The sequence below is a fragment of the Tenacibaculum sp. DPLXC6 genome, assembly GCF_056815515.1.
On record NZ_CP141806.1, the window covers coordinates 3,199,107 to 3,225,000 of the forward strand.

A 25,894-nucleotide genomic window follows, 5' to 3' on the forward strand; every position below is an offset into this window, starting at 1 on the left:
TTTAATTAAACATGATTTACGGAATCTCATTAGTATTTTTAAGTATTGTGGCAGTGCCATCTTTAATCTTATCAAAAAAACCAAACGCCAAAGAATTATTAGAAAAAATAGAGCCTTATCAAGGATGGATTGGTCTTATCTTCTGTATTTGGGGAATTTGGGGAATCATTTCAGCTGTTTTAAATATAGGTTGGTTAACTACGGCACCAATATGGTGGGGAACTTTCTTAGCAGGTAGTATTGTTGAAGCAGGGTTAGGTTTTATGTTAGGATACGGAATGATAAACAAGTTATTATTATCAAAAAATCCTGAAGCTAGAGAAAAAGCAGAAATATTGAGAGGGAAGATTGCGCCGAAACAAGGAAAGTTAGGATTATTAGGAATAGTTGTAGGAGTGTGGATGATTGTAGCTTCATTCATCTTTATATAAGCTAACTAAATAAAGAAAGAGAAAAAAATATAACATTGTAAACTAAGGCTTAAATAAGGTAGGGGTGTGGGGTTTCTATCAAAAAATCAAAAAAAAGCCTTGTTTGCAATGTTTTTTACATAAACGTTAAGAATTTATTTTATAACCTGATAAAAGATATTAGAAATGAAAAGGGTAAATAATATTTTAGGGGTAATTGTAGTATTTATAATGTTTGCAAGTTGTCAGAAAGAAACTCCGCAAAAAGTTGTTGAAAAAACAGTACTTAAAGCCAATTTATTGATGGCTAATTATGGTATAGGGTATTTTGAGCAACTTAAAGAATTACAAAAAAATGAATATCTAAAGTACTATGATAATGACGGAGAAGAATATGCTGCAACATATTCTCAATACCTTCATAGAGTCACCATACCAAATCTTGAAAGAAGTTTAAAAGATATTCAGAAATTAGAAGTAAATGAAGATTCAAAAGAGTTAATAAATGCTTCTGTTGAATTATTTGAGTTTTGTATCGACTTTTATAAAAAGGACTATGCAGAAATAGCATATATGTATGATGAGGGAAAAACTCAACAAGAAATTAATCAGTTAATCAAAGAGTTTAAAGCTAAAAGCCTAGAAGAGTTTAAAGAAAAAAACTTAGAACTAGATGAGGCAGCAAAGAAATATGCTGAGAAAAAAGGAGTAAATTTAAAGTTTGTTTAAACAACTTTTAAATCAAGCTTAGGTTCAACACCAATTACATATTTAGACTTAATAGTTAAGGATTTTTTTTTGTCGTTGGAAACATCTTTAATGTATTTAGGAACAGTTAAGCCGCTTTCATTTATAATAAGTTTCTCATTTTTATAAATTGTAATTTCTGTCATCACCACAATTTCACTAGCTGTAGAAAGTTCTTTCTCTTTTAAAACTGTATGCTTTTCAGTAAAACCTAATTTGTTTGAAGTCTTTTCAAACAACCAATCATTCGATTTCATGGCTTCTTTACTAACTTCAAAAACCTCGTCATGTTCGCGATAATATTTTTGTTGAATATCGGGTTTAATATTTTCAGAAGAGCCTGTACCAATAGTTAACGTAATTTTCTCAGGAATAAAGACAGTATCTGAATTAGATTGTTTCATTAAGTTATAAAAAACAGAAACTTGTTGCTCACTATCCAATGCACGTTGCATAGTTTCACTAACAATAATATCTGGAGAAAAGTTTTTTGGGAATTGATATTTTGTAGCGTCTTGATTTATAAAGTTGATATTATTGGTTTCTAAACCTAACTTTTTAATTGTACTTTTTAAAGTTTCAAAACTTAGAGGATTAACCTCTAAAAGTGTGTATGTTATATTCAAATCAGCATACTTCAATATAAAAGGAAGTATAAGCGAAGCAAAAGGACCAGTACCAGCATATAGAATATGTAGTGAGTCTTTTTGATGGATTTTCTCTTGAATAGCAACCTCAATCCCTCTAATAAACTTATAGGTTCTTACCAAATCATCAAGACAATTAGCGGCCCATAAAGTACCTATTGCTACACCATTTTCAAGTTGAACATTATTTCGATGCTCTTCATTATTTATAGTTTCATTTGAAATTCTAAAAAGTAATTGTTTATACTCTTTTAAAGCTGAAGAATAATCAGATGTTTTTTCAAAGAATTGAGAAGTAATATGCAGTAACTCTTTTTTAAAATTTATCATAAGTTATTATTTAGATGTAAGTTTTAATAACTTTTGTTCCATTTCATGAATAAGTTTTTTAGAGGCAGGCTCATTGTTACGTTTTAGCTCGTTTAAGATAAGACGAATAGTTTCAGGAGAATCAGTTTCTTCTTGTATAGGTTGAAAGCTATCTTTTGGAGCAAGTGAAAAGAATAAAGAATCTGACCATTCGTTTCTTTCTGCATCAATAACTAAGTGTATGCGATCCTTATTTCCTTTGTTGGCAACAGAATGTACATAATTTACATTCGTATACCAACATTCTCCAGGCAACATATTCAGTTGTTTATCATTTAAAATAAATTCAACCTTGTTATTTGTAATAATCGGAATATGTAAGCGAAAGTTGCCATCTTCATAACCCAGTTTGTAATCACGATGAGGTTTTATTTCTGCGCCAACATTCAAACGAAGCAAGCGAGCAGATAAAATAGGGCATTGAAAAGAGTTAATGACCTCTCTAAAATAATTACAATTATTCATTATGGGAGTTTCCTGAATAGTACCATTATCATTTTGAAAAGCAAAAATGTTAGAAGTGTCACCATTGCTAGTATATAAAGGAATTGCTTTCCACTCACCTTCATATCCAGACTTGTTAAAATGAGGAATCCAATGTTGATTTACAACTAAAGAATAATCATGTAAAAGCTTATCTGTATCAAACTGAAAAGGAAGTTTTAAAGATGTGGTAGTTTTAATTTCTTTCACTAGAATGTAAAATTTAAAGATGCAATAGTTTTACAGCAAGTTAAAAGAAAAAAAGCAGACAAAATATCTTTTGAGAATAAGTGCTAACTTTTTAAGTATAAATGAAAGAATATTAAAAATAAAAAAAGCAACCTTTTTGGGGCTGCTCTTTATTTTTAAGAAACTAAATCTTTTATTCGATTTGTAATTGTTTTTTTAATGTCTTTAGGATAACTTCTATCCCCGTGAAAAACATCGGCCATAGCTTCGCTAAACTGTTGACCGTATTTTTTCAATACAATATTTCGAATATTTTTTTGTTCGTAAAACCACTTAGAAAGCCATAAACCAGTTTTTATTTCAGGAAGTAAGCTTTCTGATATTTTTTCTAGGTATAATTTAGTAGCTAATTCAGGCTCTTTTTTACTCTCAATTATAGCTTCAGCAGCTAATTTACCACTGTAAATAGCATTAGAAATTCCTTCTGCAGTAATAGGATCAGCAAAGCCAGCAGCATCACCAATTAAAAACACATTGTTTTTAACAAATCCGTCTGTACGAGGAGAAACAGGAATTTGAAATCCATGCTGAGATTCGCTAACAATATTAGTAATATTTAAAGTTTTTAAATATTGTTGATAGTGTTCTTTTAAGTTAATTTTAGTTCTTCTAGCGGAAGCAACTCCAATAGATAAATGCTTCTTCTTAGGAAAATTCCATGCATAACCATAAGGAATTGCATCAATATCAAAACGAACTTCTTTAGATAAACGTTCAAAGTCTTCATCAGAAACCTCTACTTCATATTCTAAAGCAGGAATTAATTTACGAGTATCTTCTTTCCATCCAGCCATTTTTGCGGTTGGACTCAAAGCTCCGTCTGCAGCAATTACAAAATTAGCAGTAAAATTCCCCTGAGAAGTTTCTAGAGTAATAATATCATCAGAAAAAGATAATCCTTTTAATTTATGATTTTCTAATAACGTAGCTCCAAATTCTTTTGCTTTTTGGGTAATTAGATTGTCAAAAGAATCACGCATAATCATAGAAATAGTTGGTTTTTCTCTATGCGTTTTAAAATGAAGTTTTTCTCCCAAATAAATATCAACAGTATGGAACTCTTTTTCAACTACCTCCTTAATATCAAAAGGTAAGTTTTTACGTCCTCTAAAAACAAAACCACCTCCGCATGTTTTATAGCGAGGTAAAGTTTCTTTTTCAATAATAACAGTTGAAATACCTTTTTGTGCTAAATAAAAAGCTGTTGAAGCTCCTGATGGTCCGCTGCCAATAACAGCAACATCGTAATGTTGTTTCATAGGTTAGTTTTTAAATCGGTTAAAAATACACTTTTATACCGAAATAAAAATAAAATTACCAATGTAAGCGAGCCATAACAGGGTAGTGATCAGAAAGTTTTATGTCTCCGTAGGTTTTAAACTGGTTAATGGTAGCTTTTTTATCTGTTAAAACAAAGTCGATACGCATAGGGTAGATGTATCGGAAAGATTTACCTAAACCAATTCCACATTCAATAAAAGCATCTTTTTTATCAGTAGCCAATTGTTTATACGCCCAAGAATAAGCTGTGTTATTAAAGTCGCCACAAACAATTTTTTTGCCTTTCCAAGAATACTCATGTTGTTGGATTAATTCAACCTGACTTACTTGTTTAACAAAACCATTTTCTAAACGCTTAAATAAACGTTCTGAACTTTTTTCTCCAAAATTTTCTTTCTTCGGATTTAGTTTTAACGATTCTAAATGTACATTGTATACACGAACAGTGTCATTTTTAACAAGAATATCAGCAAAAATGGTATTGTTAGCACTTTGTTTAAAATCAAGAGAACCAGAATTTATAATTGGGTGCTTAGAGTAAATAGCCAGCCCAAATTTATTCGTTTTCGTTTTCGTTTTTATGTATTTGTAAGGAAGTTTAATGTCTAACATTTTTGAGTTATAAAACTCCTGTATGGCAATAACATCTGGATTTTTATTGTTGATGAATTCGTAAATTTTCTGCTCAGTAGTTATATCTTCTTCATGTTTATAATGATTAAATAAATGAACATTATAACTCATTATTTTTAAATCATCATTTAAGATTACTTCCTTGTTTGAAAATTTAACTAAGGGAGTAGAGATAAACCATCCTATAGCTAAAACGAGTAATGATAAAAATGCATTTTTATGCATTTTAATAAGCCAATACACAAAGAAACCAATGTTTACGATAACTAAAAACGGGACAAACAAGCCAAAAACAGAAAGGAAAGGAATTGTTTGCGGAGATACGTACGGAAGTGCGTACGATAGCAATAAAACAGCTGCAAAAACTGAATTGATAAAGAATAAAAATTTATTAGCTATCGAAAACTTTCTCATTTAATTTTTTCCTTGTTTAAATAAAAACTCTTTTTCACTTTTACTTAAAGTATCGTATCCAGATTTACTAATTTTATCTAAAATAGCATCTACTTCTTCTTGATTTCTTGTTTTATCAACGTTTGATTTTTGGGTTTTATTACCAGACTTATAAACTGTTTTTAGCTTTTTCTCTCTTTTAGAAAAAAGTTTGTTTATTGATTTAAAAATATCCAAATCCTTGTTACTAGCGCTACGAACATAGAAAAAACCTAATAAAGCACCACCTAAATGTGCTAAATGCCCGCCAGCATTACCAGCAGGAATTTGAATAATATCAATAGCAACCCAAATACAAGCTAATACCCACAATTTTACAAAACCTATTAGAGGAAACTTTAATTCGTAATTAGGCATGTAGGTAGCAATACCAATAAAGATGGCAGAGATACCTGCCGAAGCACCCAATAAAACACTATTATGTGCAACATCTTGTAATGCAGGGAAAAAATTATAACTAGCTATAAAAATAATACCTCCAAAGAGAGTTCCTAATAAATAAAAACTAAGTAACTGTTTAGGAGTAAAATATTGTTGAAATAAATGCCCGATATAAAATAAAGCAATTAAGTTAAGTAAAATATGTAAGAAGCTAGTGTGTAAAAAACCATACGTAATAATAGTCCACGGTTTTAGTATAAAATCATCAAAGTTGGCAGGTAAAGCTAGCCATTCTACTAAAAAGTTAGTTTTAGATTGAAAAAGAAACCCAAAAGTATTGGTAACAAAAACAAGTAAGAAAACAGCTAAGTTTACATAAATTAACTGTTCAACAATTCCTGCATGTTTAAATCTATATTTTAAGTTATCGAGTACATTCATGATGTATGACTTCAGTAAGAATAAAAATTTTAGTTACTAAATTAACGAAATTTAAATTGATTTTTTTTCCAGTACCAAGCAATAATAAAACCAATTATAGCACCACCAATATGTGCAAAATGTGCAATATTACCAATTGAATAACTAGTCATACCAAAGAATAAATCACTTAAAATAATTAAAGGAATAAAGTATTTGGCAGCAATAGGAACAGGGAAGAAAATCAATGCTAGTTTAGCATCAGGATAAGTTAATCCAAAGGCAACTAAAATTCCATAAATAGCACCAGAAGCACCAACGGCAGGAGTGTGGTATAAACTATAAAACTCACTCATAGTTTTATTAGATAAAGTAATTAAACTATCGTTATACTGTCCTGAACTTAAAATATTTTGAATTTCAGCAGGAGAAACTCCCATGCCAATTAGTTGTTCATAAATTCCATTAAATTGATAATAATTTGCGAAAGTGTAAATTAAACCCGCACCAATCCCCGCAGAAAAATAAAAGAATAAAAATTTATTTCGTCCCCACATTTGCTCAAGTGGAGTACCAAAAGCCCACAAACCATACATATTAAAAAGTAAATGAGCAGGCCCACCATGCATAAACATGTGTGTAATATATTGCCAAACCCCAAAATGTTCATTTTTAGGATAATGCAAAGCAAATAGATTAGTTAAATCCATGTTTAATAGCTGCGGAGCAAAATACATAATCACGTTAATGATTATTAAATGCTTTATGGCTTGTGTTAATCTAGGCATATTACTTTTTATTTATTAAAAATGGCATCTATTTCATTTAAAGCTAATGTTTTAAACGTAGGTTTGCCAAATGGTGAAATATTAGGTTCTTTACAAGAGAACAAGTTGTTTACTAAGTTTTCTTGCTCTTTTGGATTTAAAGAAGTTCCTGTTTTTATAGCGAGTGATTTTGCAAATGATTTTGCCATTACATCAAAGTGACTAAAGCTAGTATCAGGTACTTCAAGTTTAATATCATCTAATAACTGCTCTAAAATAAGTGTGATTTGACTTTCACTTATTGAGGTTGGAATTCCGGCAATTACTACACTTTCTTTGGTGAACTCATCAAACATAAAGCCAGCACTCTCTAAATCAGATTTTATGCTATATATCATTTCTATATCAGACGAAGAAAAAGAAATATTTACAGGAAACAACAGTTGTTGACTGCTTGCTTCTTTAACAGTAATATTTTCCAAAAATTCTTCATACAATACACGTTGATGTGCTAAAGATTGGTGAATTAATACGACTCCTGATTTTATAGAACTCAACAAGTATTTTTTTTGAATCTGGAAGGTTTTTCCAGTCTCGGTTTCTTGCTCAGGTTCAAAAAGCTGTTCTTGCTGAACAGGATCAATAGTTTCGGTATTTGTATATAAAGCTTCCCAACTTCCAGTATCTTTTTTAAAGTTAGATTGATAACTGTGTGTTGTGCTACTTTTTGGTGAATTACTTGTATTAGAAGGCTCTTTATAACTAGTTTCAGTTTTAAAAGGGTTAAATGTAGGATCTACAGTTATTGGAGGAACTGAAGAGTTACTTTTTTTACTATAATCGTAAGGAGTATCTAAAGTAGAGTCTCTATCAAAATCCAAAACAGGAGCTACATTATATTGTCCTAAACTATGTTTAACTGTAGCACGTAAAATAGCATATAACGCTTTTTCGTTATCAAACTTAATTTCTGTTTTTGTTGGGTGAATGTTAATATCAATCGTGTTAGCAGGTACTTCTAAATATAAAAAGTATGAAGGGTGTGAACCACTCTCTAACAAACCTTCAAAAGCATTTACTACAGCATGATTTAAGTATGAGCTTTTTATAAAACGGTCATTCACAAAAAAGAATTGTTCACCACGTTTTTTCTTAGCAAACTCTGGTTTTGCCACAAAACCATTAACAGTAATAATATCGGTTTGCTCATTAATAGGAACTAACTTTTCATTCATTTTAGTTCCAAAAATAGCGACGATACGTTTACGTAAATTACTTTTCTTTAAATGATAAACTTCGTTGTTATTATGATGTAATAAAAAAGAAATATTAGGATGTGCTAAGGCTACACGTTGAAATTCATCAACAATATGACGCGTTTCAACAGTGTCGGATTTTAAAAAGTTACGACGAGCAGGAATGTTAAAAAATAAGTTTTTAACAGCAATACTGGTGCCCTTAGCAGTTGAAACTACTTCTTGAGAAGTTATTTCACTACCTTCAATTTTTATTTGCGTGCCTAACTCATCATCTTCTTGCTTAGTTTTTAGTTCAACATGTGCAATGGCAGCAATAGAAGCCAAAGCTTCACCACGAAATCCTTTGGTGTTTAGGTTGAATAAATCTTGTGCATCTTTAATTTTTGAAGTAGCGTGACGTTCAAAACTTAAACGAGCATCGGTAGCACTCATTCCTTTACCGTCGTCAATTACTTGAATCAAAGTTTTTCCAGCGTCTTTTAACAATAGGGTAATAGAAGTAGCACCAGCATCAATAGAGTTTTCAATCAACTCTTTTACTACAGAAGCAGGGCGTTGAACGACTTCTCCAGCAGCAATTTGATTCGCAACATGATCAGGTAGTAACTGTATAATATCTGACATTTAATTATTTTTTTGGGAAAAAGATTGAAAGGTCAAAATCAATAATAAATAAAAATATTAGTGTTAAAACCAATGCTATAACTACTATAGTTTTATTCAGTTTGTAACCAGAATCTTTAAACTCGTCAAAAGCAGCATTAAACTTTCCCTTTAAACTTTTTCTTTTTCCAACAGTAGTTCTATACTCATCAAATTTATGTTTTACTTGATAAGGATTACTATCCCCTTTATAATAACGAGGTTTGTAATCGAACTTTTTATTTTCTCTTTTGATAAATCCCATAAAATTGTTGCTTCTTTAATAGCTTAAGTGGAACAAAAATCACACCAAATAAGACGAGTTCCAAAGTTACTGAATTATAGAGAGGTGGTCAAAAAAAGTGTATAAATTAAAGTTAAAAAGCGTCTAGGTTGTACAACCTAGACGCTTTTTAATAATGTTTATCTAAAACAGGATTAATTAAAAACCTAATGAATTTGATGGACGTTCTTGATTTTTAATTGCGGCCATTTTAACTGCTGCTACAGCACATTCAATTCCTTTGTTTCCTAGTTTACCACCTGAACGATCAATAGATTGTTGTTTAGTGTTGTCGGTCAATACACAAAAGATTACAGGAATATCGTATTTAATGTTTAAGTCTACAATTCCTTGTGTTACACCTTCACATACAAAATCGAAATGTTTGGTTTCACCTTGAATCACATTCCCAATGGCTATGATAGCGTCAAGCTTTTGTGTTTCGATCATTTTTTTGCATCCATATACTAATTCGAAACTACCAGGAACATCCCATGAGACGATGTTTTCTTCAGTAGCTCCACAATCTAGTAAAGTTTCAATAGCACCTTTGTGAAGGTTTTTAGTGATTTCAGGATTCCATTCTGAAACAACAATCCCAAATCGAAAAGACTTCGCATTTGGGATTGTTGCTTTATCGTAATAAGATAAATTTGTTGTTGCCATTATTGAGCGTATTTTGCACTGTTGATATATTTTTCAATATCTCTTCCTTGATCAGAATCAGCGTATTTTTCTTTAATGGTTGTGTAAAATTTTTCAGCTTTACCGTACTCTTTTAAATCCATTGCAATTTGAGCTGCTTTGAATAAAAATAAAGGAGTAGTAAATTGATTGTCTTTTTTATTTGCTGCTTTTTGATAGTAGTCTAAAGCATCTTTTGGCTGGTTAATATCAGCAAAAGCATCACCAATAGCACCTAAAGCAGTAGGCCCTAATAATTCATCGTCAGAACTAAAATCACTTAAATACTCAATAGCTTCTTCATACTTTTTCATCTTTAAGTAAGAAATACCAGCATAATAGTTTGCTAAGTTTCCTGCCTTTGTACCACTGAATTGATCAGCAATGTCAATAAAACCATATTTTCCATCACCACCTTCTAAGCCTAAAGTATATAATGAGTCAGCAATAGCACCTGCAGAAGTGTTTGCTTTTTCAAAGAAAGTACGAGGGTATGCTAATTCGTTTGAAGCTTCCTGTTGTGTTGGCTCAGCAATAAATTTATTATAAGCTAAGTACACTAAAATTAAAGCTGCAACAGCTACCAATCCGTAAAATAATGGCTTGCTATTTTTTTCAATCCATTCTTCTGATTTATTCGCAGTATCGTCTAAAGTGTTAAATACTTCAGCAGTAGTACTTTGAGATTCATCAAATGTTTCTTCTACTTCTTGTGTAACCTTTTCTTTCTTAGGTTTATAACCTCTTTTCTTGTATGTAGCCATAATTGCTTAAAAAATTAGTGGCGACAAAAATAGTTTTTTTAATTGGATTTTAAAAGTCGTTTTTTCGTAAATTTTCGATAATTTGCGCTTTCTTTTAGTAATAAGGCTTATTCATGTATTTGCAAAAACTATCTTTGGTAAATTTTAAGAATATTGAATCGCAAACTTTTGATTTTCAAAAGAAAATTAACTGTTTTGTAGGGAATAATGGTATTGGGAAAACCAATGTGTTAGATGCAATTTATTACTTGTCATTTGCTAAAAGTTACTTCAATTCGATTGCTGGACAGAATATTCGACACGGTCAGGATTTTTTTATGGTTGAAGGAGATTATTTGTTAAATAATCGACAAGAAAAAATTATTTGCTCTTTAAAAAGAGGTCAAAAAAAAGTATTGAAGCGTAACGGAAAAGCCTATGAAAAATTTTCTGAACATATAGGGCAGTTACCGTTGGTGATTATTTCTCCTGCGGATAGGGATTTAATTGTTGAAGGAAGCGAAACTCGCCGTAAATTTATTGACGGAGTAATTTCTCAACAGGACAAAAAATACTTACAAACATTAATTTCGTACACTAAAACGGTGAGTCAGCGAAACGCATTGTTAAAATATTTTGCTGCTAATAGAACATTTGATGCTCTGAATTTAAAAGTATATGATGAGCAATTAATTGAATACGGAACGATTATTTATAATAAAAGAAAGGCTTTTTTAGAAGAGTTTGTGCCTATTTTTAATGCTAAGCATAAAATTATTTCTGGGGCAAACGAAGAGGTGAATTTGCGTTATAAAAGTCAGTTGCACGATATGTCTTTAGAGGATTTGTTGCAGCAAAATCTAGAAAAAGATAAGATGTTACAGTATACATCGGTAGGAATTCATAGAGATGATTTAAACTTTGAAATTCAAGAACATCCTATTAAAAAGTTTGGATCTCAAGGGCAGCAAAAATCGTATTTAATAGCGTTAAAGTTAGCGCAGTTTGAGTTTATAAAAAAACAATCAAACGTAACTCCAATTTTGTTATTGGATGATATTTTTGATAAGTTAGATGAAAACCGAGTTGCTCAAATTGTTGATTTGGTAAATAGTAATGAGTTTGGACAGATTTTTATTACAGATACACATGCTGATAGAACAGAAGAGGTGATAAAAAAGAGTAATCAAGAATATCAGATTTTTAAGTTATAATGTTGTTATATAAGTAAGACAAAAAATAAAACTAATGGCTAAAAGAGAAAATGATAGTTTTTCATTAAAAGACTTGATGGGAAGTTTTATCCAAGAGAACAATAAACTAAAAAAAGGTTTTCAAAAAATCCATATTGATGAAGCTTGGGAAAAACTTATGGGTGCAGGAGTAGCTTCTTATACAAGCGAAGTAAAATTACAAAACGGAACCTTAATTGTTCGTTTATCTTCTTCGGTACTACGAGAAGAGTTAAGCTACGGAAAAGATAAAATAATACGCATGATTAACGAAGAAATAGGAGAGGAACTCGTTAAAAAACTAATGTTGGTTTAGTAATTCTAATTTTTATACATTTATTTACTGTTAGTTGAATTGTAGGTTTATTTAACCTTTTGAAAGATAACACCATCTTTATCGTTAAATTCAGTTGGACGACTTCCTTTAAAACCGAATTGAAGTTTAATAGTGTTTTTCTTAATTTTTTTAGCGATACAGAATAACCTACTTATTTCGCCGCTTTTTTTTGTTTTAACAATAAAATCAATTTCTATTGGTTCTTTAGAGTAATCAACTTCATATGACATGGTTGCTTTTTCTCCATTTATAGTAAACTTTTTTCCTCCTAAAGTTTTTTCTTGGGTTTTAAAGTAAGCATATCCATTTTTTTTAAAAATTATGTAACCGATTTCTTTTTTGTATTTCTCTTTCCATTTTCCTACAATACTAAAATCACTTTCAGGGTGCTTAGTAAATGATGTTAATGTTAAGGTAAGAATTAATAAGGTTATTATTTTTTTTATAGCTTAAAGTTTTTTGAGTTATATGTTTGTCTAAATAGTTTTAAGTTAAATAAATAGGGTTCTAAGTCAATCAAAATTAAACTTAGTCCAACAATAAATTTAGTTACAAAAAAACTCGCTACAATTAAGTAACGAGTTTTTTATTGTTATTTCTTTATTGAGTTAAAGCTAAACAATAACGATTGATGATTTTTCATTAGGATCATACTTGATGTTAATTGTTTCTCCAACTTTAGGTATAGATAGTTTAGATATGTGCGTTGTGGTGCTAATATCAAACTTTTCCCCAGATACTGGCTCAACATGAAGGCTTAACAGAATAATAGGATCAAAATTAACTAATGATCCTGTGTCCTGTACTAGAGAAACTTTAGCTTTAGCAGGTATTCCTTCTGTAATTAATCTTTGTTGTTTACCAACTAAATCAATTTGAGCTTCAGAAGCTTCAAGTATGTCGTTTGTTTCATCAACAAAACTTTTACCTAAGAATAATTTTGTTAGCCAGCCAACTATACCTCCTGATACTACTTTTTTTGTTTGTTGAATTGCTTCTTTTGGGTCTTGATCTTTTGCCATTTTTTTAATTTTAAGTTGTAGAATTATTTTTCTGCTTTTTTAAGCGGAAGGCAAAACTAGGTAATATAAAAGCTTTTTGAAAGGAAGTTGCTGGATAAAAGAAAGATTAAATGTTAAGTGCTTGTTTTATACTTTCTTAATGGAAGGAATGATTGTTTTTAGAATAAAAGCTAAGTGTTATATATAGAGAGTATTAAACAAAAAAAACTCGTTACAATTATGTAACGAGTTCAATATATAAAGTTTTTTCTTTCTAAGAATTAAAACATTTCTCTACCAGAAAAGTGGAAAGCACCTTCGATAGCTGCGTTTTCATCAGAATCAGAACCGTGCACTGCGTTTTCTCCAATAGAAGTAGCATATAACTGACGGATAGTTCCTTCAGCAGCTTCAGCTGGGTTTGTAGCACCGATTAAAGTTCTAAAATCTTCAACAGCGTTGTCTTTTTCTAAGATAGCAGCGATGATTGGTCCGCGAGTCATAAACTCAACTAATTCACCAAAGAAAGGACGCTCACTGTGTACTCCGTAAAAAGTCTCAGCATCACGCTTAGTCATCTGTGTTTTTTTCATAGCTACGATTCTGAAACCTGCAGCATTAATTTTTTCTAAAATTGCACCAGTATGTCCGTTTTCTACAGCATCTGGTTTAATCATTGTAAAAGTTCTATTTGTTGCCATTATTAAATGTAATAAATATCAGTAAATGATAAATTCCTTAATTGTTGTTGCTTATGCAAATTTGTGCATAAATCGGCGCAAAAATACACTTTTTAATGTTATTAGCAAGTTAAGGGTATATTTGGTTGATTTCTTGTAAGATAACTCCGTTTTTACCACGCATTTGAAAACTAACTTTTTTAGTTTTTAAGTTTAAAATCAACATGCCATAGCTTAAAGAGTTAACGACATTACCAACTCTAAAGTCGTTTTCTTCTGAGGTAAATGAAGAATAGGAGTGTGTTAATCCGCTTGAAGTAAAATCAATAATTGGATATTTTACTCCGTTAATGTTAGTCTTAGAAAACTCAGAAATATGTCTGTCACCAGAAAGAAGAATGACATTGGTATTTGTTGATTTTTGAATTAAATTGAATAATTTATCTACTTCATGAGGAAAGTTTGCCCATTTTTCAAAACCATGTTCTTTAGGTAATATTTGAATACTGCTAACTATCACAGTAAAGTTTGCTGTAGAGTTTGTTAACTCATTAGTGAGCCATTCCCATTGAGTTTTTCCTAAAACTGTACCTTCATTGTATTCATTTGGTTGAAAACGTTTCCCGTTGGTTCCTTTGGTAAGAGAGGTTCTAAAATAACGTGTATCTAAAACAATAACTTTAACATTGCCGTTACCTGTTTTAAAAGTTTTAGAATGATAAACACCTTGTTGTTTTCTTCTAGGAGAGTTTTTTGGAACATCTAAAAAGTCTAAAAATAATTGTTGACTTTCATCCTTCATTTCAAATTCTACTCCTGCATCATTTTTACCGTAATCATGATCATCCCATGTAGCAAGAATAGGAATCTTAGTGGTTAGTTTTTTATAACTTTTTACATTTTTTTGAGTTTTATACATGCGTTTCATTTTACGCATATTGTTGGTGTCTGCATAAATGTTGTCTCCACCCCATATCCATACATCTGGTTCAAGAGATAAAATGTCTTCCCAAAAAGGGTTGATAAGTCTCTGATTATTACAAGAACCAAAAGCAATTGTAAATGTTTCTTGGCTAAAAGAGGTTAGAGAAAAGGCTACTAATAATACAAATGAAGTAGTAAATTTTATAATGGTCATGGTAATTTTATTTTTGAACGAAGAAACAAAAAGAAATACATAAAAAGGTTAATATAGCATTAATTTGTATATTCGCCTTTTATGATTTTGAAACACTTTACAGAACTGCAAGAATTCTTGTCAGAACCTAGAAATGTTGTGATAATTGGGCATAGAAATCCTGATGGAGATGCAATAGGTTCAACGTTAGGATTAAAACATTATTTAGATAAAAAAGGGCATACTACTCAGGTATTAATGCCAAACGAGTACCCTGATTTTTTACATTGGGTTCCTGGGTCAAAAACCGTAAAACGTTTTGATCGTCAAAACAAACAATCAGTCAAAGCCTTATCGAAGTCTGATATTATTTTTTTACTAGACTTTAATGCATTGCATAGAGTTGGAAATGACATGCAAAACACATTAGAGCAATATGAAAATGATTTTGCTTTAATAGATCATCATCAACAGCCAGATGATTTTATGTATATGTATTCTGATACATCTATGTCTTCAACATGTCAAATGGTATACAATTTTATTGAAATGATGGGAGATGTTGATTTGATAGATAAGAATATAGCTACTTGTTTGTATACGGGTATTATGACAGATACAGGTTCATTCCGTTTTAGGTCTACAACAAGTACGACTCATAGAATTATAGCAGACTTGATAGATAAAGGAGCTGAAAATGATAGAATTCATAGTAATATTCATGATGCAAATTCTTACAACAGGTTATTGTTGCTAGGACAGGCTTTGAGTAATATGAAAGTTTTACCAGAGTATAAAACAGCCTTCATAACCTTAACGGAAGAAGAGAAAAAACGATTTCATTACGAAAAAGGAGATACAGAAGGGGTTGTGAATTATGCATTATCTTTGAAAGGGATTGTATTTGCAGCTATTTTTATAGAAGATGAAGAACAGGGGATTGTAAAAATATCTTTCCGTTCTAAAGGAAGTTTTTCTGTAAACCAGTTTGCTCGTAACTATTTTAATGGAGGAGGGCATGATAATGCTGCAGGAGGCAGAAGTGATGATAATATGGAAAATACGATAGAGAGATTTAAGTCGTTATTACCTACATACCAACAAGAGTTAGAAAATTCGTATGAAGCGTAAAATAACATTTTTTGTTTTTATAGCATTAGTTGTAGTGTCTTGTAAAGAACCTCAGGCAAGAAGACCAAAGCAGCATGGTACAACAAATTTTTATAAAGAAGTTCTTAAAGAGAATAAGAAGTTAAATGCTTTAGAAAAACAGCGTTTAGAAGAATGGGTTGCTAAAGATACTGTTAAAGAATATAAAAGTTCACCTAATGGTTTTTGGTATACATATGTAACTAAAGACACATTGAATTTAAGTTCTCCACAAGTTGAAGATTTGGTAATGTTGTCATATAATATAAAGGATCTTAATGGAGATGTTCTTTATGAAACGAAGGAGAGAAGTTATAAAGTAGATAAAGAAGATTTTATTCCTGCATTACAAGATGGAATAAAGTTGATGAAAAAAGGAGAAACCATTACATTTGTCATTCCATCATATAGGGCCTTTGGAGTAACAGGAGATGGAAATAAAATAGCTGTAAATCAGCCAATACAAAGTACAGTAACATTAATCGATATAAAATCAAAAAAAGAAGAATGAAATTAACCAACATTTTAGCAGCTACAGTTGTAGGTTTATCAATTGTTTCATGCAGTAACGGTCAGTTTAAACAAAAAAGTTCATTAGCAACAGAAGTAGACTCTGTAAGTTATGCTTTAGGTTTAGATATGGCTAATAAAATTAAAACAAACTTTGATGAAATGGATCAAGATTTGTTTGTACAAGGTTTTAAAAATGGAATGGATTCTACAAACTTATTAGTAGAGTCAAAAGACATAAATAATATCTTAAGAGCATTTTTCCAGAAGAAGCAACAAGAAAAAATGAAACAAATGCAAGAAGAGCAAGCTAAAAAAGCAGAAGCTGAATTTGGAGACAATAAAAAAGCAGGAGAAGACTTTTTAGCAGAAAATAAAACAAAAGATGGAGTAAAAGCTACTGAAAGTGGTTTACAATATGTTGTTTTAAAAGAAGGTGAAGGAGATGCTCCTACGGCTAGTTCTAGAGTTAAAGTTCATTACCATGGAACTTTAATTGATGGAACTGTTTTTGATAGTTCTGTGGAAAAAGGAGAGCCTGCTGAATTTGGAGTAAGTCAAGTAATTAAAGGATGGACAGAAGGTTTACAGTTAATGAAGCCAGGAGCAAAATATAAATTCTTTATTCCACAAGAATTAGCTTATGGTCCACAACAAAGAGGTCAGCATATTAAGCCTTTTTCTGCTCTAGTTTTTGAGGTAGAATTATTAGAAGTAAAATAAATAAAACTTAAATAGTTGATAATTAATTAGGTTAGCACTTGCTGTTAACCTAATTAATTGTTTATAGGAGAAAATAAATTAAAATAAATGAAATTATTTAAAATAGTACTTGTTACGCTACTAGTATTTGTATCGTGTAAATCAGCTAAATACCCTAGTTTAGAGAACGGGCTGTATGCAGATATCCAAACTAATAGAGGTGATATTTTGGTAAAGTTTTTTTACGATAAAGTACCAATGACAGTGGCTAACTTTGTGGCATTAAGTGAGGGGAGTCATCCTAAAATGATTGATTCTTTAAAAGGTACACCGTTCTATGATGGAGCTAAGTTTCATAGGGTAATTAAAGATTTTATGATACAAGGGGGAGATATAACAGGAACTGGTTCAGGAGATGCTGGTTATACATTTGCAGATGAATTTCCAATGGATGATGAAGGTAATCTATTGTATAAACATGATGGACCAGGAGTACTGTCGATGGCGAATTACTCGAGGCCAGTTACAAATTCAAGTCAGTTTTTTATAACACATAAAGCAACACCTTGGTTAGATGGTGGACACTCTGTTTTTGGTCGTGTTTTACAAGGTCAAGCTATAGTGGATACTATTCAGAAAAATGATTATATAAAGCATATAGAAATTTTAAGAATAGGAGAGGAGGCCTCTAAATTTGATGCACCAGTAGTTTTCGAACAAGAACTAGCAAATGTTGAAAAGAAAGAAGAGGAAAGAAAGAAGAAATTAGAAGAGTTAAAACAAAGATACCAAGAAGAGCAAGGGATTAATGATGCTGTTACAACCGATTCAGGATTGAAAATTTTATCCTTACAAAAAGGAAATGGGAAAAAGGTAAATCCAGCATTGCCTACTACAGCACATTATACGTTGTATTTGGCAGATGGAAGAAAAATTGATTCTAGTTTAGATAAAGGAGAAGCTTTTGTTTTTACTGTTGATGATGAAAACTTTCCGTTAATAGCAGGGTGGAAAGAAGGTGTGAAGACAATGAGAGAAGGAGATAAAGTGCGATTGTTTATACCTTCTTATTTAGGGTATGGTGATCGTAGAGTAGGTCCAATACCTCCAAAGTCGGATTTAATTTTTGAAATAGAAGTTTTAAAAGTAGGAAAGTAGTTTTGATAGAAAATATTATACAAAAAGATAAAGAGCTTTTAATTTATCTTAACAATTTAGGAAGCGAACAATGGGATGGTTTTTGGTTAACAATAACAAATCAATTTACTTGGACGCCACTATTTGCTTTTGTGCTGTTTTTAGTGTTTAAACAGTTTGGATGGAAGAAAGGATTGTTTACAGTATTATTTGTAGCAATTATTGTTGCTTTTTCTGATCAATTCACAAATTTAATTAAAAACACTACAGAAAGAATTAGACCTTGCAATACAGAAGGTTTAAAAGAGTATTTAAGGAATTTTACATATAAACCTAGAGGATATAGCTTTTGGTCTGGTCATGCTTCATTATCTACTACAATAACTACTTTTATGATTTTGTTATTGAGAAAACATTTTAAGTTGATTTATTTAATGATTTTATTTCCTTTAATTTTTGGATATAGTAGAATATATTTAGGAGTGCATTTTCCTGTTGATGTTACAACAGGGTATGTTTCAGGGATGATTTTAGGAACATTATTTTATTTTGCATACTTAGCTTTAGAAAAGAAGCTAGGGGTAAGAAAGTGGTAGTTTTATATACATAAGGAAGTATAGTGCTTCTAATAAACTAAAAAAAGCTTACAGTTTTGTAAGCTTTTTTTCTTTAATCCCCTAAAAAAAAATCCGAAGCTTTCGCTTCGGACTTGCGGAGAAAGAGGGATTCGAACCCCCGGTCCTGTTACAGACAACGGTTTTCAAGACCGCCGCATTCGACCACTCTGCCATTTCTCCTGAGTGCCTCATCAGATATGTTCCCTGATTGCGGGTGCAAATATATGACCTTTTTTCAATTCAAAAAAAGTTTTTTGCTACTTTTTTTAATAAAATTTAAGCATTAAAAAAGTTGTGAAACGTAACGCTTTTGCTATCAATAAGTTTGGTGTAGAATACAAGAATAAAAAAAATAAAGATAAAAGTGAGTAGACTTGAATAAAGGATATAATAACAAGTTAAGCTGTAATTATAAGAATGAAAATTATCGTTTTTAGTAAATAAATTCTACCTTCGTTCTATTAAATAATAAGATATGTTTAATTCATTCGGAAATACTTTAAAGCTAACTACGTTTGGTGAATCTCATGGAATTGCAATTGGGGGTGTAATAGATGGATTCCCTGCAGGAATGAAAGTTGATTTTGATGCTGTTCAGCAAGAATTAGATCGTCGTAAACCAGGACAATCTAAAATTGTAACACAACGTAAAGAGCCAGATACGGTTGAGTTTATGTCAGGTATTTTTGAAGGGGTGACTACAGGAGCCTCAATAGGATTTATAATAAAGAATACAAATCAAAAAAGTAAAGACTACAACCATAATACAGATGTATACCGTCCTTCACATGCTGATTATACGTATGACAAAAAATACGGAATAAGAGATCATAGAGGCGGAGGAAGAACATCTGCAAGAGAAACAGCTAATTGGGTTGTGGCAGGAGCTTTAGCTAAGCAATTAATCCATCATATTAATATCAATGCATTTACATCATCAGTAGGTGATGTTTTCATAGTGAAACCATATCAAGATTTAGACTTTTCTAAAATAGAAAGCAACATTGTTCGTTGCCCTGATGAAGCATCAGCAGAAAAGATGATTGATAAGATTCATGAAATACGTAAAGCAGGTGATACTATTGGAGGAACAATAACCTGCGTAGCTCAGAATGTACCTGTAGGGTTAGGAGAACCTATTTTTCATAAGTTACATGCAGAACTAGGAAAAGCAATGCTTTCTATTAATGCAGTAAAAGGATTTGAGTATGGAAGTGGTTTTTGTGGAGCAAAAATGCAAGGTTCTGAACACAATGATATTTTCAATCCAGACGGAACAACCCAATCTAATTTATCAGGAGGTATTCAAGGAGGAATCTCTAACGGAATGGATATTTACTTTAGAGTAGCTTTTAAACCCGTAGCAACGATAATGCAAAACCAAGCTACGACAAACTCGAAAGGTGAAGCTACAGAAATACATGGAAAAGGACGACATGATCCTTGTGTAGTACCAAGAGCTGTACCTATTGTAGAAGCGTTAACAGCTTTAGTGCTCGCAGATTTTTGGTTAATGAATAAAACTAGAAAAGTTTAAAAAAATAAAAAGCCCAGATATAATATGTCTGGGCTTTCAAGTATCTTAAAAATACGACTCTTTCTAGTAAAGAGTTAACATTGCATTTTTATCGTTATTGTTAAATGTAGTAGCAGGTCCACAAGATTGCATAATAGAAGTATTATCAGATCCAGTTGGAGTACCAGCAATATGAATAGCTCCTACACCAGCGCTTCCTTCATTAACATTTTGTCCACAGCTTTCACGTGTTTGATAATCAGTATGACGGAAACCAATACAGTGTCCAATTTCATGAGCCATAGTACCAGCAAGCTCGCTAGAAGTAGGCGCAATAGATAATTCAAACCATCTACTGTTAATACCAAAACCTTTAGCAGGGTCTCCTCTTCTAGTTGGGAAACCAGCAGCTCTACCTAAAGTGATAAACCCACCACTTTCTAATTCGTAAAACTCATTAACTTCAATATCAGCCTTAGATTTACCTTTACCACCATAAGAAACTCTTTGGTAAGTTAATTGAGAACCTAAGTTGTTTAACATAACAATAGTTTTATCTAAAGCATCTGAACCTAAAGTTCCTAAATCAGGAGAAACACTTACAGTAATAACTCTTGGTAAACCTGTTACTAAATTAGTAGTTCTGTAATGTTCAGTGTTTGGAATGTTTGAACCTTCACCTAACTCATCAATTTGAGCAAAAGTAAAGAACATGTCTTCTACAGCCACACCTTTTTCTCCCATAAAGGTAGTTACTTTAGCTGAAGAGGTTTCGAAATAAGCAGCTTGTAGTTTTGAAACTATTTCGGGCGTAATTTCGCTAGTTTCGTTGTTTGGAATAGTCTCTTCTGAAGAGTTACATGCAGTAAACAAAATAACTGCAAAAGCCAAAAGGCTTAATAGTTGTGAATTTAAATTTTTCATTTTTTTGAAAGGATTTTTATTAAAAAATTTCAACGAATGTATGTTTTTATCATGAAATATGCAAAAAAAGTGTTTTATTTGCGTTAATAATATATTTTTATGAGGCTGTTTTTTCTTTTTGTTTTCGGAATATTTTTAACATTTAAAATGTACTCGCAAGTTGATTTTCCTGATTATGTGAAAAAAATAGAACCACAAAAAAATCAGGAAAAAGAGTTGAAAAAAAAATATTATTTAATTCATAAAAAAGATCTGATTTTCAATGAGAAAGAAGTTAATGTAGTACGAAAATTAGACGAAAACTTTTTTATAATAACAAAAAAAGAAAAGCCTTTTTCAATTAAAGGAAATTTATTCGATATAAATAATAGATGGAAACAATCATACAGAGTTTCACAATTGTTTAAGAAAAAGAATAAACAGGTGAAGGTTGTTGTCAAAACAATTAATTCAAAACTATTTTTAGAAGAAGTAGAAGAAAAAAATATAAATATTGAAGTACAGCATACGTATAAAAATATTCTAGCTCTTAGAGTATCTTCAGTTGATGTAAGTAAATTAACCCGCCTGTATTATGTTGTTTATGTAGATGTTCAAAAAACTCCTAGTCCAGAAAAAACACCGATAGAAAAAATAGATTTAAGCGTAAATAATATAAATAAACTTCAAAATGATTTTAAAACAATTAATGGTGAGGGATTAACTGTTTCTGTAAAAGAATTGTTGTTTGATGTTAACGATATAGACTTAAGAAATAGAATAAAATTGTACGGAAATGAAGCAGAAGATGTTTCTAGTCATGCAACTTTAATGGCTACTACAATAGGAGGAGCTGGGAATAGTACACATAACTCCAAAGGAGTTGCTTATCATAGTAATTTATCATCTTCAGACTTTAGTACGCTATTACCTGATAATGACACTTACTATCTTAACAATAATATATTTGTTCAAAACCATTCTTACGGAACAGAAATAGAAAATTTTTATGGAGCCGAAGCGAATGCCTATGATCAAAGTACAATTGATGTTCCTGAGTTACTTCATATATTTTCTTCTGGTAATACAGGAGAAGCAGCATCTAATGAAGGGGTTTATCAAGGTATAGAAGGATATGCTAATATGACAGGAAACTATAAAATGGCAAAAAATGTTTTAGTTATTGGAGGGGTTAATAAAGAGCTAGTAGTAAACACAAGAAGTTCAAAAGGACCTACTTATGACGGTAGAGTAAAACCTGAATTAGTGGCTCATGGACCAGATGGAACATCGGATGCGGCTGCGATAGTTTCTGGAGTAGCAACGCTACTACAACATAAATATAAAGAGAAAACAAACAAATTTCCTTCTTCGGCATTGTTAAAATCTGTATTAATCGCGGGAGCTGATGATGTGGGGCCAAAAGGAATAGACTTTAAAAGTGGTTATGGTAATGTGAATAGTTATCAAAGTGTGGAGGTTTTAGAAAATGGAACATATATTAATGATGAAATTTCAAGTAATGAAGTTAAAGAATATTCAATTCCTATAAATACTGAGTCAAAAGAAATAAGAATAGCATTAGTTTGGAACGATGTTCCTGCTAATGTTAATGACAATAAAGCGTTGGTAAACGATCTAGATTTAGAAGTGAATAGTGGTGTAAATTCATGGTTACCTTGGGTTTTAGACGCTTCACCATCCAAAAGTTCGCTAGAAAAAGAAGCTGTATACGGAGAAGACCACTTAAATAATGTAGAATTAATAACGATTGACAATCCAGAAACAGGTACATATACTATAAAAGTAAAGGCAAATTCGTTAGCAACATCAACGCAGTCATTTTCGATCGCTTATTTTTATCAATCTAAAAATATTTTCACATGGAATTATCCTAATAAAGATGATAAGTTACCAACTGTAACAGATAAATATGTACGATGGACAAATAACTTGGATTTTCCAATAAATAAAATTGAATACTCTATTAATAATGGAAGTTGGATAGAAATAGCAAACGCTACAAATGTTACAAAACCATACTTACTTTGGAATACTCCAGAAGTTAACGGAGTAGTTCAATTAAGAGCTTTAGTAAATGGGATATATTATAATTCAGAAGAATTTATAATTTCAGATATTATTACACCAATTGTCGATTTTAACTGTGATGAAAGTATTCAATTTAGCTGGGAGTCAGTTCCGAATGCAACAGCATATAATGTGCAACTGCTGGATGATACTTATATGTATACAAACTCAATAGTAAACGAAACGAATGTTGTAATTCCAAAAAGTACATTTAATACACCTTATATATCAATAACGCCAGTATTTAATAGTGAAGAAGGAGCTAAAGGTCAAACAATAAATTACAATTCGCAAGGAGTAAACTGTTATTATAAGAATTTTTTAGCCTTTGTGAAAAATGAAAATGTAGTAGATGTTCGATTAAGCTTGAGTACTTTGACGAATGTAGCTTCAGTTGTTTTTGAAAAAACACTCAATGGAGAAACTGAAATTATTCAAACTTTTACAGCTTCCAATGTTCAAGAACTCCAAACGGATGATATCAGTGTTAAAGGAGGAAAAAACGAATATAGAGCTAAAATTATTCTTGATGATGGAACAGAAATTTATACAGATAGTATAAAAATAGATTTCCCTTTTGATAATACCTTAAAAATATATCCAAATCCGGTAATAGCATCAGAAGGAATGTTTGTGTATTCAAGAGGAAACAACTTAGATATAGAAATTGTAGATGTTACAGGAAGAATAATTTATACAAACAAAATTCAAAAAATCAGGCAAACCATTTCTATACCAAACTTTAAAACAGGTTTATTGTTTGTGCGTATACTAAAAGATGGGAAACAAATAGCAGTAAAAAAAATACTAGTAAAGCCTTAATAGCTATAAATAATATTTAAGAACACTAAAACTTTTGTGTTAATTTTTGTAATTTTACAAAGTCACTTCGGATGATTTCGTTACTCTATCGAAATTGTATCGAGAAGTTTATACGAACCTGTTCTCGATAAAGTCATTCTAAAGACAATTTTATAACGTTTTATTTAGATATGATTATGGACTACATTAAAGGACGTGGTGCACAACACAACACACACAATAAATTTACACAACATCAACATGAAGTGTTGGATGATTTCTTAAACTATTGCGAAGCTGAAAACGAATCAGCAGACAATAATAAAACAGCATATTTAGAAATTTATCCTAAAACAATTCTTAATAAAGTGACAAGTCCAGATATTGGGTTTTCATATTCAATGAATCCATATCAAGGTTGTGAACACGGATGTATTTATTGTTATGCGCGAAACACACATGAATATTGGGGGTATTCTGCAGGGTTAGATTTCGAACGTAAAATATTGTACAAAGCAAATGCACCAAAACTATTAGAGAAAAAACTACGAAGTCGTAATTGGCAACCACAAAATATTATGTTTTCTGGAAATACAGACTGTTATCAACCGATAGAAAAGAAACTTCAAATCACCCGAAAAATGCTACAAGTACTATTAAAGTTAAAGCATCCAGTAAGCATGATAACAAAAAATGCATTAATACTTCGTGATTTAGATATTTTAAAAGAAATGGCAGCTCTTCATTTATTAAGGGTAAGTATATCTATCACATCACTATCGGAAGAAACAAGAAGAATAGTAGAGCCAAGAACAGCGACCATCAAAAAAAGATTAGAAACAGTCAAAACCCTATCAGAAAATAACATACCAGTAAATGTAATGATGGCACCAATCATTCCTTCAATTAATAGTCACGAAATATTACCATTAGTAAAAAAGGTAAGTGAGCTAGGGGCAACATCAGTTGCATATACGATAGTACGTTTAAATGGAGTGATAGGGGAAATTTTTACCAACTGGGTAAGAAAAACATATCCTGATAGAGCGGATAAAATACTACATCAAATAGAAGATTGTCACGGCGGTTCATTAAATGATTCTCGTTACGCAAGTAGAATGAGAGGAGAAGGTAAAATAGCAGAACAAATAAAAATGCAGTTTAATTTGGCAAAAAAACTGTATTTAAAGGATAAAAAACTTCCTCCGTTAGATTTTACCAAGTTTGATAAATATCAAACCAATCAAACAACACTGTTTTAAATAAGATATTGTAAAAGCATTTTTCCTACAATATATAAGTAAATGTATTTCAAGAAAGAGTTTAATTTTTAGGGCGTTCCACTTTGTTGTTTGTTTTCGCTGCGCTATAACAGAACAAAGTGTCGGGCTTTCCGCTATATCTTTTGCTTAGTCTGCTAAGGGCAGCCTAAGTAAAAGGATGCCGCTTCAATCCCTAACGCGAACAATTACATTATATATAGAAGTATAAAAAAGGGAAGTTTCTCCATATTAGAAGTACCAAAATAGTAATAAGTATAATAAACAAAGGTATGAGAGGGGTGTATTGAAAAAAACTTTTGTATGTAACTAATTAGATTTTAAAGTATTAAAAAATAGTTTCAAAAAAAGGTTAAGAAAGTACTTGTTG

General features: G+C 31.1%; 27 protein-coding genes and 1 tRNA gene. 12 read left to right on the plus strand and 16 right to left on the minus strand.

The genetic code is table 11. The features are described 5' to 3' along the window. The first annotated feature begins 11 nt into the window (after positions 1-11). Together VCM48_RS14715 and VCM48_RS14720 are read left to right on the plus strand one after the other, a co-directional pair. Entirely contained in the window at positions 12-431 is a 420-nt protein-coding gene (locus VCM48_RS14715) for a hypothetical protein (RefSeq protein WP_482270996.1), read from the plus strand. 165 nt (positions 432-596) lie between these two features. After that, positions 597-1,139, plus strand: a complete 543-nt coding sequence (locus tag VCM48_RS14720; RefSeq protein ID WP_482270997.1) for a hypothetical protein — start codon at positions 597-599, stop codon at positions 1,137-1,139. On the opposite strand, the gene VCM48_RS14725 is transcribed toward VCM48_RS14720, so the two are convergent. The 10 genes from VCM48_RS14725 to VCM48_RS14770 form a co-directional block, all read right to left on the minus strand. Then, positions 1,136-2,134 carry an SAM-dependent methyltransferase gene (locus VCM48_RS14725; protein ID WP_482270998.1) on the minus strand — a complete coding sequence of 333 codons (999 nt, stop codon included), beginning with the start codon at positions 2,132-2,134 and terminating at the stop codon, positions 1,136-1,138. The genes VCM48_RS14720 and VCM48_RS14725 overlap by 4 nt on opposite strands. 6 nt (positions 2,135-2,140) lie before the next feature. Next, the gene (locus VCM48_RS14730; protein ID WP_482270999.1) at positions 2,141-2,866 is read right to left on the minus strand and encodes an aspartyl/asparaginyl beta-hydroxylase domain-containing protein; all 726 of its coding nucleotides are present in this window, start codon (positions 2,864-2,866) and stop codon (positions 2,141-2,143) included. A gap of 155 nt (positions 2,867-3,021) precedes the next feature. Further along, positions 3,022-4,164, minus strand: a complete 1,143-nt coding sequence (locus VCM48_RS14735) for a geranylgeranyl reductase family protein (protein ID WP_482271000.1) — start codon at positions 4,162-4,164, stop codon at positions 3,022-3,024. Positions 4,165-4,219: 55 nt separating this feature from the next. Next, complete coding sequence (locus tag VCM48_RS14740; RefSeq protein ID WP_482271001.1) at positions 4,220-5,233, minus strand: endonuclease/exonuclease/phosphatase family protein; 1,014 nt, start codon at positions 5,231-5,233, stop codon at positions 4,220-4,222. Next, on the minus strand, positions 5,234-6,094 hold the full coding sequence (locus tag VCM48_RS14745) for a rhomboid family intramembrane serine protease (protein WP_482271002.1): 861 nt from the start codon (positions 6,092-6,094) through the stop codon (positions 5,234-5,236). A 41-nt stretch (positions 6,095-6,135) separates the two neighbouring features. Next, positions 6,136-6,861, minus strand: a complete 726-nt coding sequence (locus VCM48_RS14750) for a rhomboid family intramembrane serine protease (RefSeq protein ID WP_124591219.1) — start codon at positions 6,859-6,861, stop codon at positions 6,136-6,138. Positions 6,862-6,869: 8 nt separating this feature from the next. Beyond that, positions 6,870-8,723, minus strand: a complete 1,854-nt coding sequence (gene mutL / locus VCM48_RS14755) for a DNA mismatch repair endonuclease MutL (RefSeq protein WP_482271003.1) — start codon at positions 8,721-8,723, stop codon at positions 6,870-6,872. A 4-nt stretch (positions 8,724-8,727) separates the two neighbouring features. Beyond that, a complete protein-coding gene (locus VCM48_RS14760) occupies positions 8,728-9,006 on the minus strand; it encodes a riboflavin synthase subunit beta (RefSeq protein ID WP_121145717.1) in 279 nt (92 codons plus the stop codon). A 177-nt stretch (positions 9,007-9,183) separates the two neighbouring features. Next, positions 9,184-9,690 carry a 6,7-dimethyl-8-ribityllumazine synthase gene (ribH, locus tag VCM48_RS14765; protein WP_440121088.1) on the minus strand — a complete coding sequence of 169 codons (507 nt, stop codon included), beginning with the start codon at positions 9,688-9,690 and terminating at the stop codon, positions 9,184-9,186. Beyond that, positions 9,690-10,472 (minus strand): tetratricopeptide repeat protein, encoded by a 783-nt coding sequence (locus VCM48_RS14770; protein WP_482271004.1) that lies wholly within the window; start codon positions 10,470-10,472, stop codon positions 9,690-9,692. The genes ribH and VCM48_RS14770 overlap by 1 nt, the downstream gene beginning before the upstream one ends. A 113-nt stretch (positions 10,473-10,585) precedes the next feature. Here VCM48_RS14770 and recF point away from each other — a divergent pair, with 113 nt between their 5' ends. Together recF and VCM48_RS14780 are read left to right on the plus strand one after the other, a co-directional pair. Next, positions 10,586-11,665 carry a DNA replication/repair protein RecF gene (gene recF / locus VCM48_RS14775; protein WP_482271005.1) on the plus strand — a complete coding sequence of 360 codons (1,080 nt, stop codon included), beginning with the start codon at positions 10,586-10,588 and terminating at the stop codon, positions 11,663-11,665. 34 nt (positions 11,666-11,699) lie between these two features. Beyond that, positions 11,700-11,999, plus strand: coding sequence for a DciA family protein (locus VCM48_RS14780; protein WP_099215390.1), 300 nt, complete (start codon positions 11,700-11,702; stop codon positions 11,997-11,999). A 47-nt stretch (positions 12,000-12,046) separates the two neighbouring features. On the opposite strand, the gene VCM48_RS14785 is transcribed toward VCM48_RS14780, so the two are convergent. From VCM48_RS14785 to VCM48_RS14800, 4 genes are all read right to left on the minus strand, one after another. Beyond that, the gene (locus VCM48_RS14785) at positions 12,047-12,250 is read right to left on the minus strand and encodes a hypothetical protein (protein WP_482271006.1); all 204 of its coding nucleotides are present in this window, start codon (positions 12,248-12,250) and stop codon (positions 12,047-12,049) included. A gap of 384 nt (positions 12,251-12,634) precedes the next feature. Then, positions 12,635-13,042: a hypothetical protein gene (locus tag VCM48_RS14790; protein WP_482271007.1), complete on the minus strand. Its 408-nt coding sequence runs from the start codon at positions 13,040-13,042 to the stop codon at positions 12,635-12,637. 260 nt (positions 13,043-13,302) lie between these two features. Continuing rightward, complete coding sequence (locus tag VCM48_RS14795; RefSeq protein WP_028892988.1) at positions 13,303-13,722, minus strand: nucleoside-diphosphate kinase; 420 nt, start codon at positions 13,720-13,722, stop codon at positions 13,303-13,305. Positions 13,723-13,831: 109 nt separating this feature from the next. Then, positions 13,832-14,839: an alkaline phosphatase D family protein gene (locus VCM48_RS14800; RefSeq protein ID WP_482271008.1), complete on the minus strand. Its 1,008-nt coding sequence runs from the start codon at positions 14,837-14,839 to the stop codon at positions 13,832-13,834. Positions 14,840-14,920: 81 nt separating this feature from the next. Between VCM48_RS14800 and VCM48_RS14805 the strand changes: the two genes are divergently transcribed. The 5 genes from VCM48_RS14805 (at position 14,921) to VCM48_RS14825 (ending at position 18,912) form a co-directional block, all read left to right on the plus strand. Continuing rightward, entirely contained in the window at positions 14,921-15,949 is a 1,029-nt protein-coding gene (locus VCM48_RS14805) for a DHH family phosphoesterase (protein WP_482271009.1), read from the plus strand. Then, positions 15,939-16,478 carry a gliding motility-associated peptidyl-prolyl isomerase GldI gene (gene gldI / locus VCM48_RS14810; RefSeq protein ID WP_274641344.1) on the plus strand — a complete coding sequence of 180 codons (540 nt, stop codon included), beginning with the start codon at positions 15,939-15,941 and terminating at the stop codon, positions 16,476-16,478. Before VCM48_RS14805 ends, gldI begins: the two co-directional genes overlap by 11 nt. Beyond that, on the plus strand, positions 16,475-17,200 hold the full coding sequence (gene bamJ, locus VCM48_RS14815) for a BamJ family beta-barrel-assembly machinery protein (protein WP_274641343.1): 726 nt from the start codon (positions 16,475-16,477) through the stop codon (positions 17,198-17,200). The genes gldI and bamJ overlap by 4 nt, the downstream gene beginning before the upstream one ends. Positions 17,201-17,287: 87 nt before the next feature. Then, positions 17,288-18,337 carry a peptidylprolyl isomerase gene (locus VCM48_RS14820; RefSeq protein WP_482271010.1) on the plus strand — a complete coding sequence of 350 codons (1,050 nt, stop codon included), beginning with the start codon at positions 17,288-17,290 and terminating at the stop codon, positions 18,335-18,337. Between the two features lie 2 nt (positions 18,338-18,339). Further along, positions 18,340-18,912, plus strand: a complete 573-nt coding sequence (locus tag VCM48_RS14825; protein WP_482271011.1) for a phosphatase PAP2 family protein — start codon at positions 18,340-18,342, stop codon at positions 18,910-18,912. Positions 18,913-19,028: 116 nt separating this feature from the next. Here the strand turns inward: VCM48_RS14825 and VCM48_RS14830 are convergent. Next, positions 19,029-19,113 (minus strand) — tRNA-Ser (locus tag VCM48_RS14830). Between the two features lie 295 nt (positions 19,114-19,408). Between VCM48_RS14830 and aroC the strand changes: the two genes are divergently transcribed. Beyond that, entirely contained in the window at positions 19,409-20,470 is a 1,062-nt protein-coding gene (aroC, locus tag VCM48_RS14835; RefSeq protein ID WP_482271012.1) for a chorismate synthase, read from the plus strand. A gap of 63 nt (positions 20,471-20,533) precedes the next feature. Here the strand turns inward: aroC and VCM48_RS14840 are convergent, their stop codons facing one another. Beyond that, positions 20,534-21,373: a M57 family metalloprotease gene (locus tag VCM48_RS14840; protein ID WP_121145701.1), complete on the minus strand. Its 840-nt coding sequence runs from the start codon at positions 21,371-21,373 to the stop codon at positions 20,534-20,536. A 147-nt stretch (positions 21,374-21,520) separates the two neighbouring features. Here VCM48_RS14840 and VCM48_RS14845 point away from each other — a divergent pair, with 147 nt between their 5' ends. Next, entirely contained in the window at positions 21,521-24,265 is a 2,745-nt protein-coding gene (locus tag VCM48_RS14845) for a S8 family peptidase (protein WP_482271013.1), read from the plus strand. A 176-nt stretch (positions 24,266-24,441) separates the two neighbouring features. Then, a complete protein-coding gene (locus VCM48_RS14850; RefSeq protein WP_482271014.1) occupies positions 24,442-25,506 on the plus strand; it encodes a PA0069 family radical SAM protein in 1,065 nt (354 codons plus the stop codon). Positions 25,507-25,894: the final 388 nt, after the last annotated feature.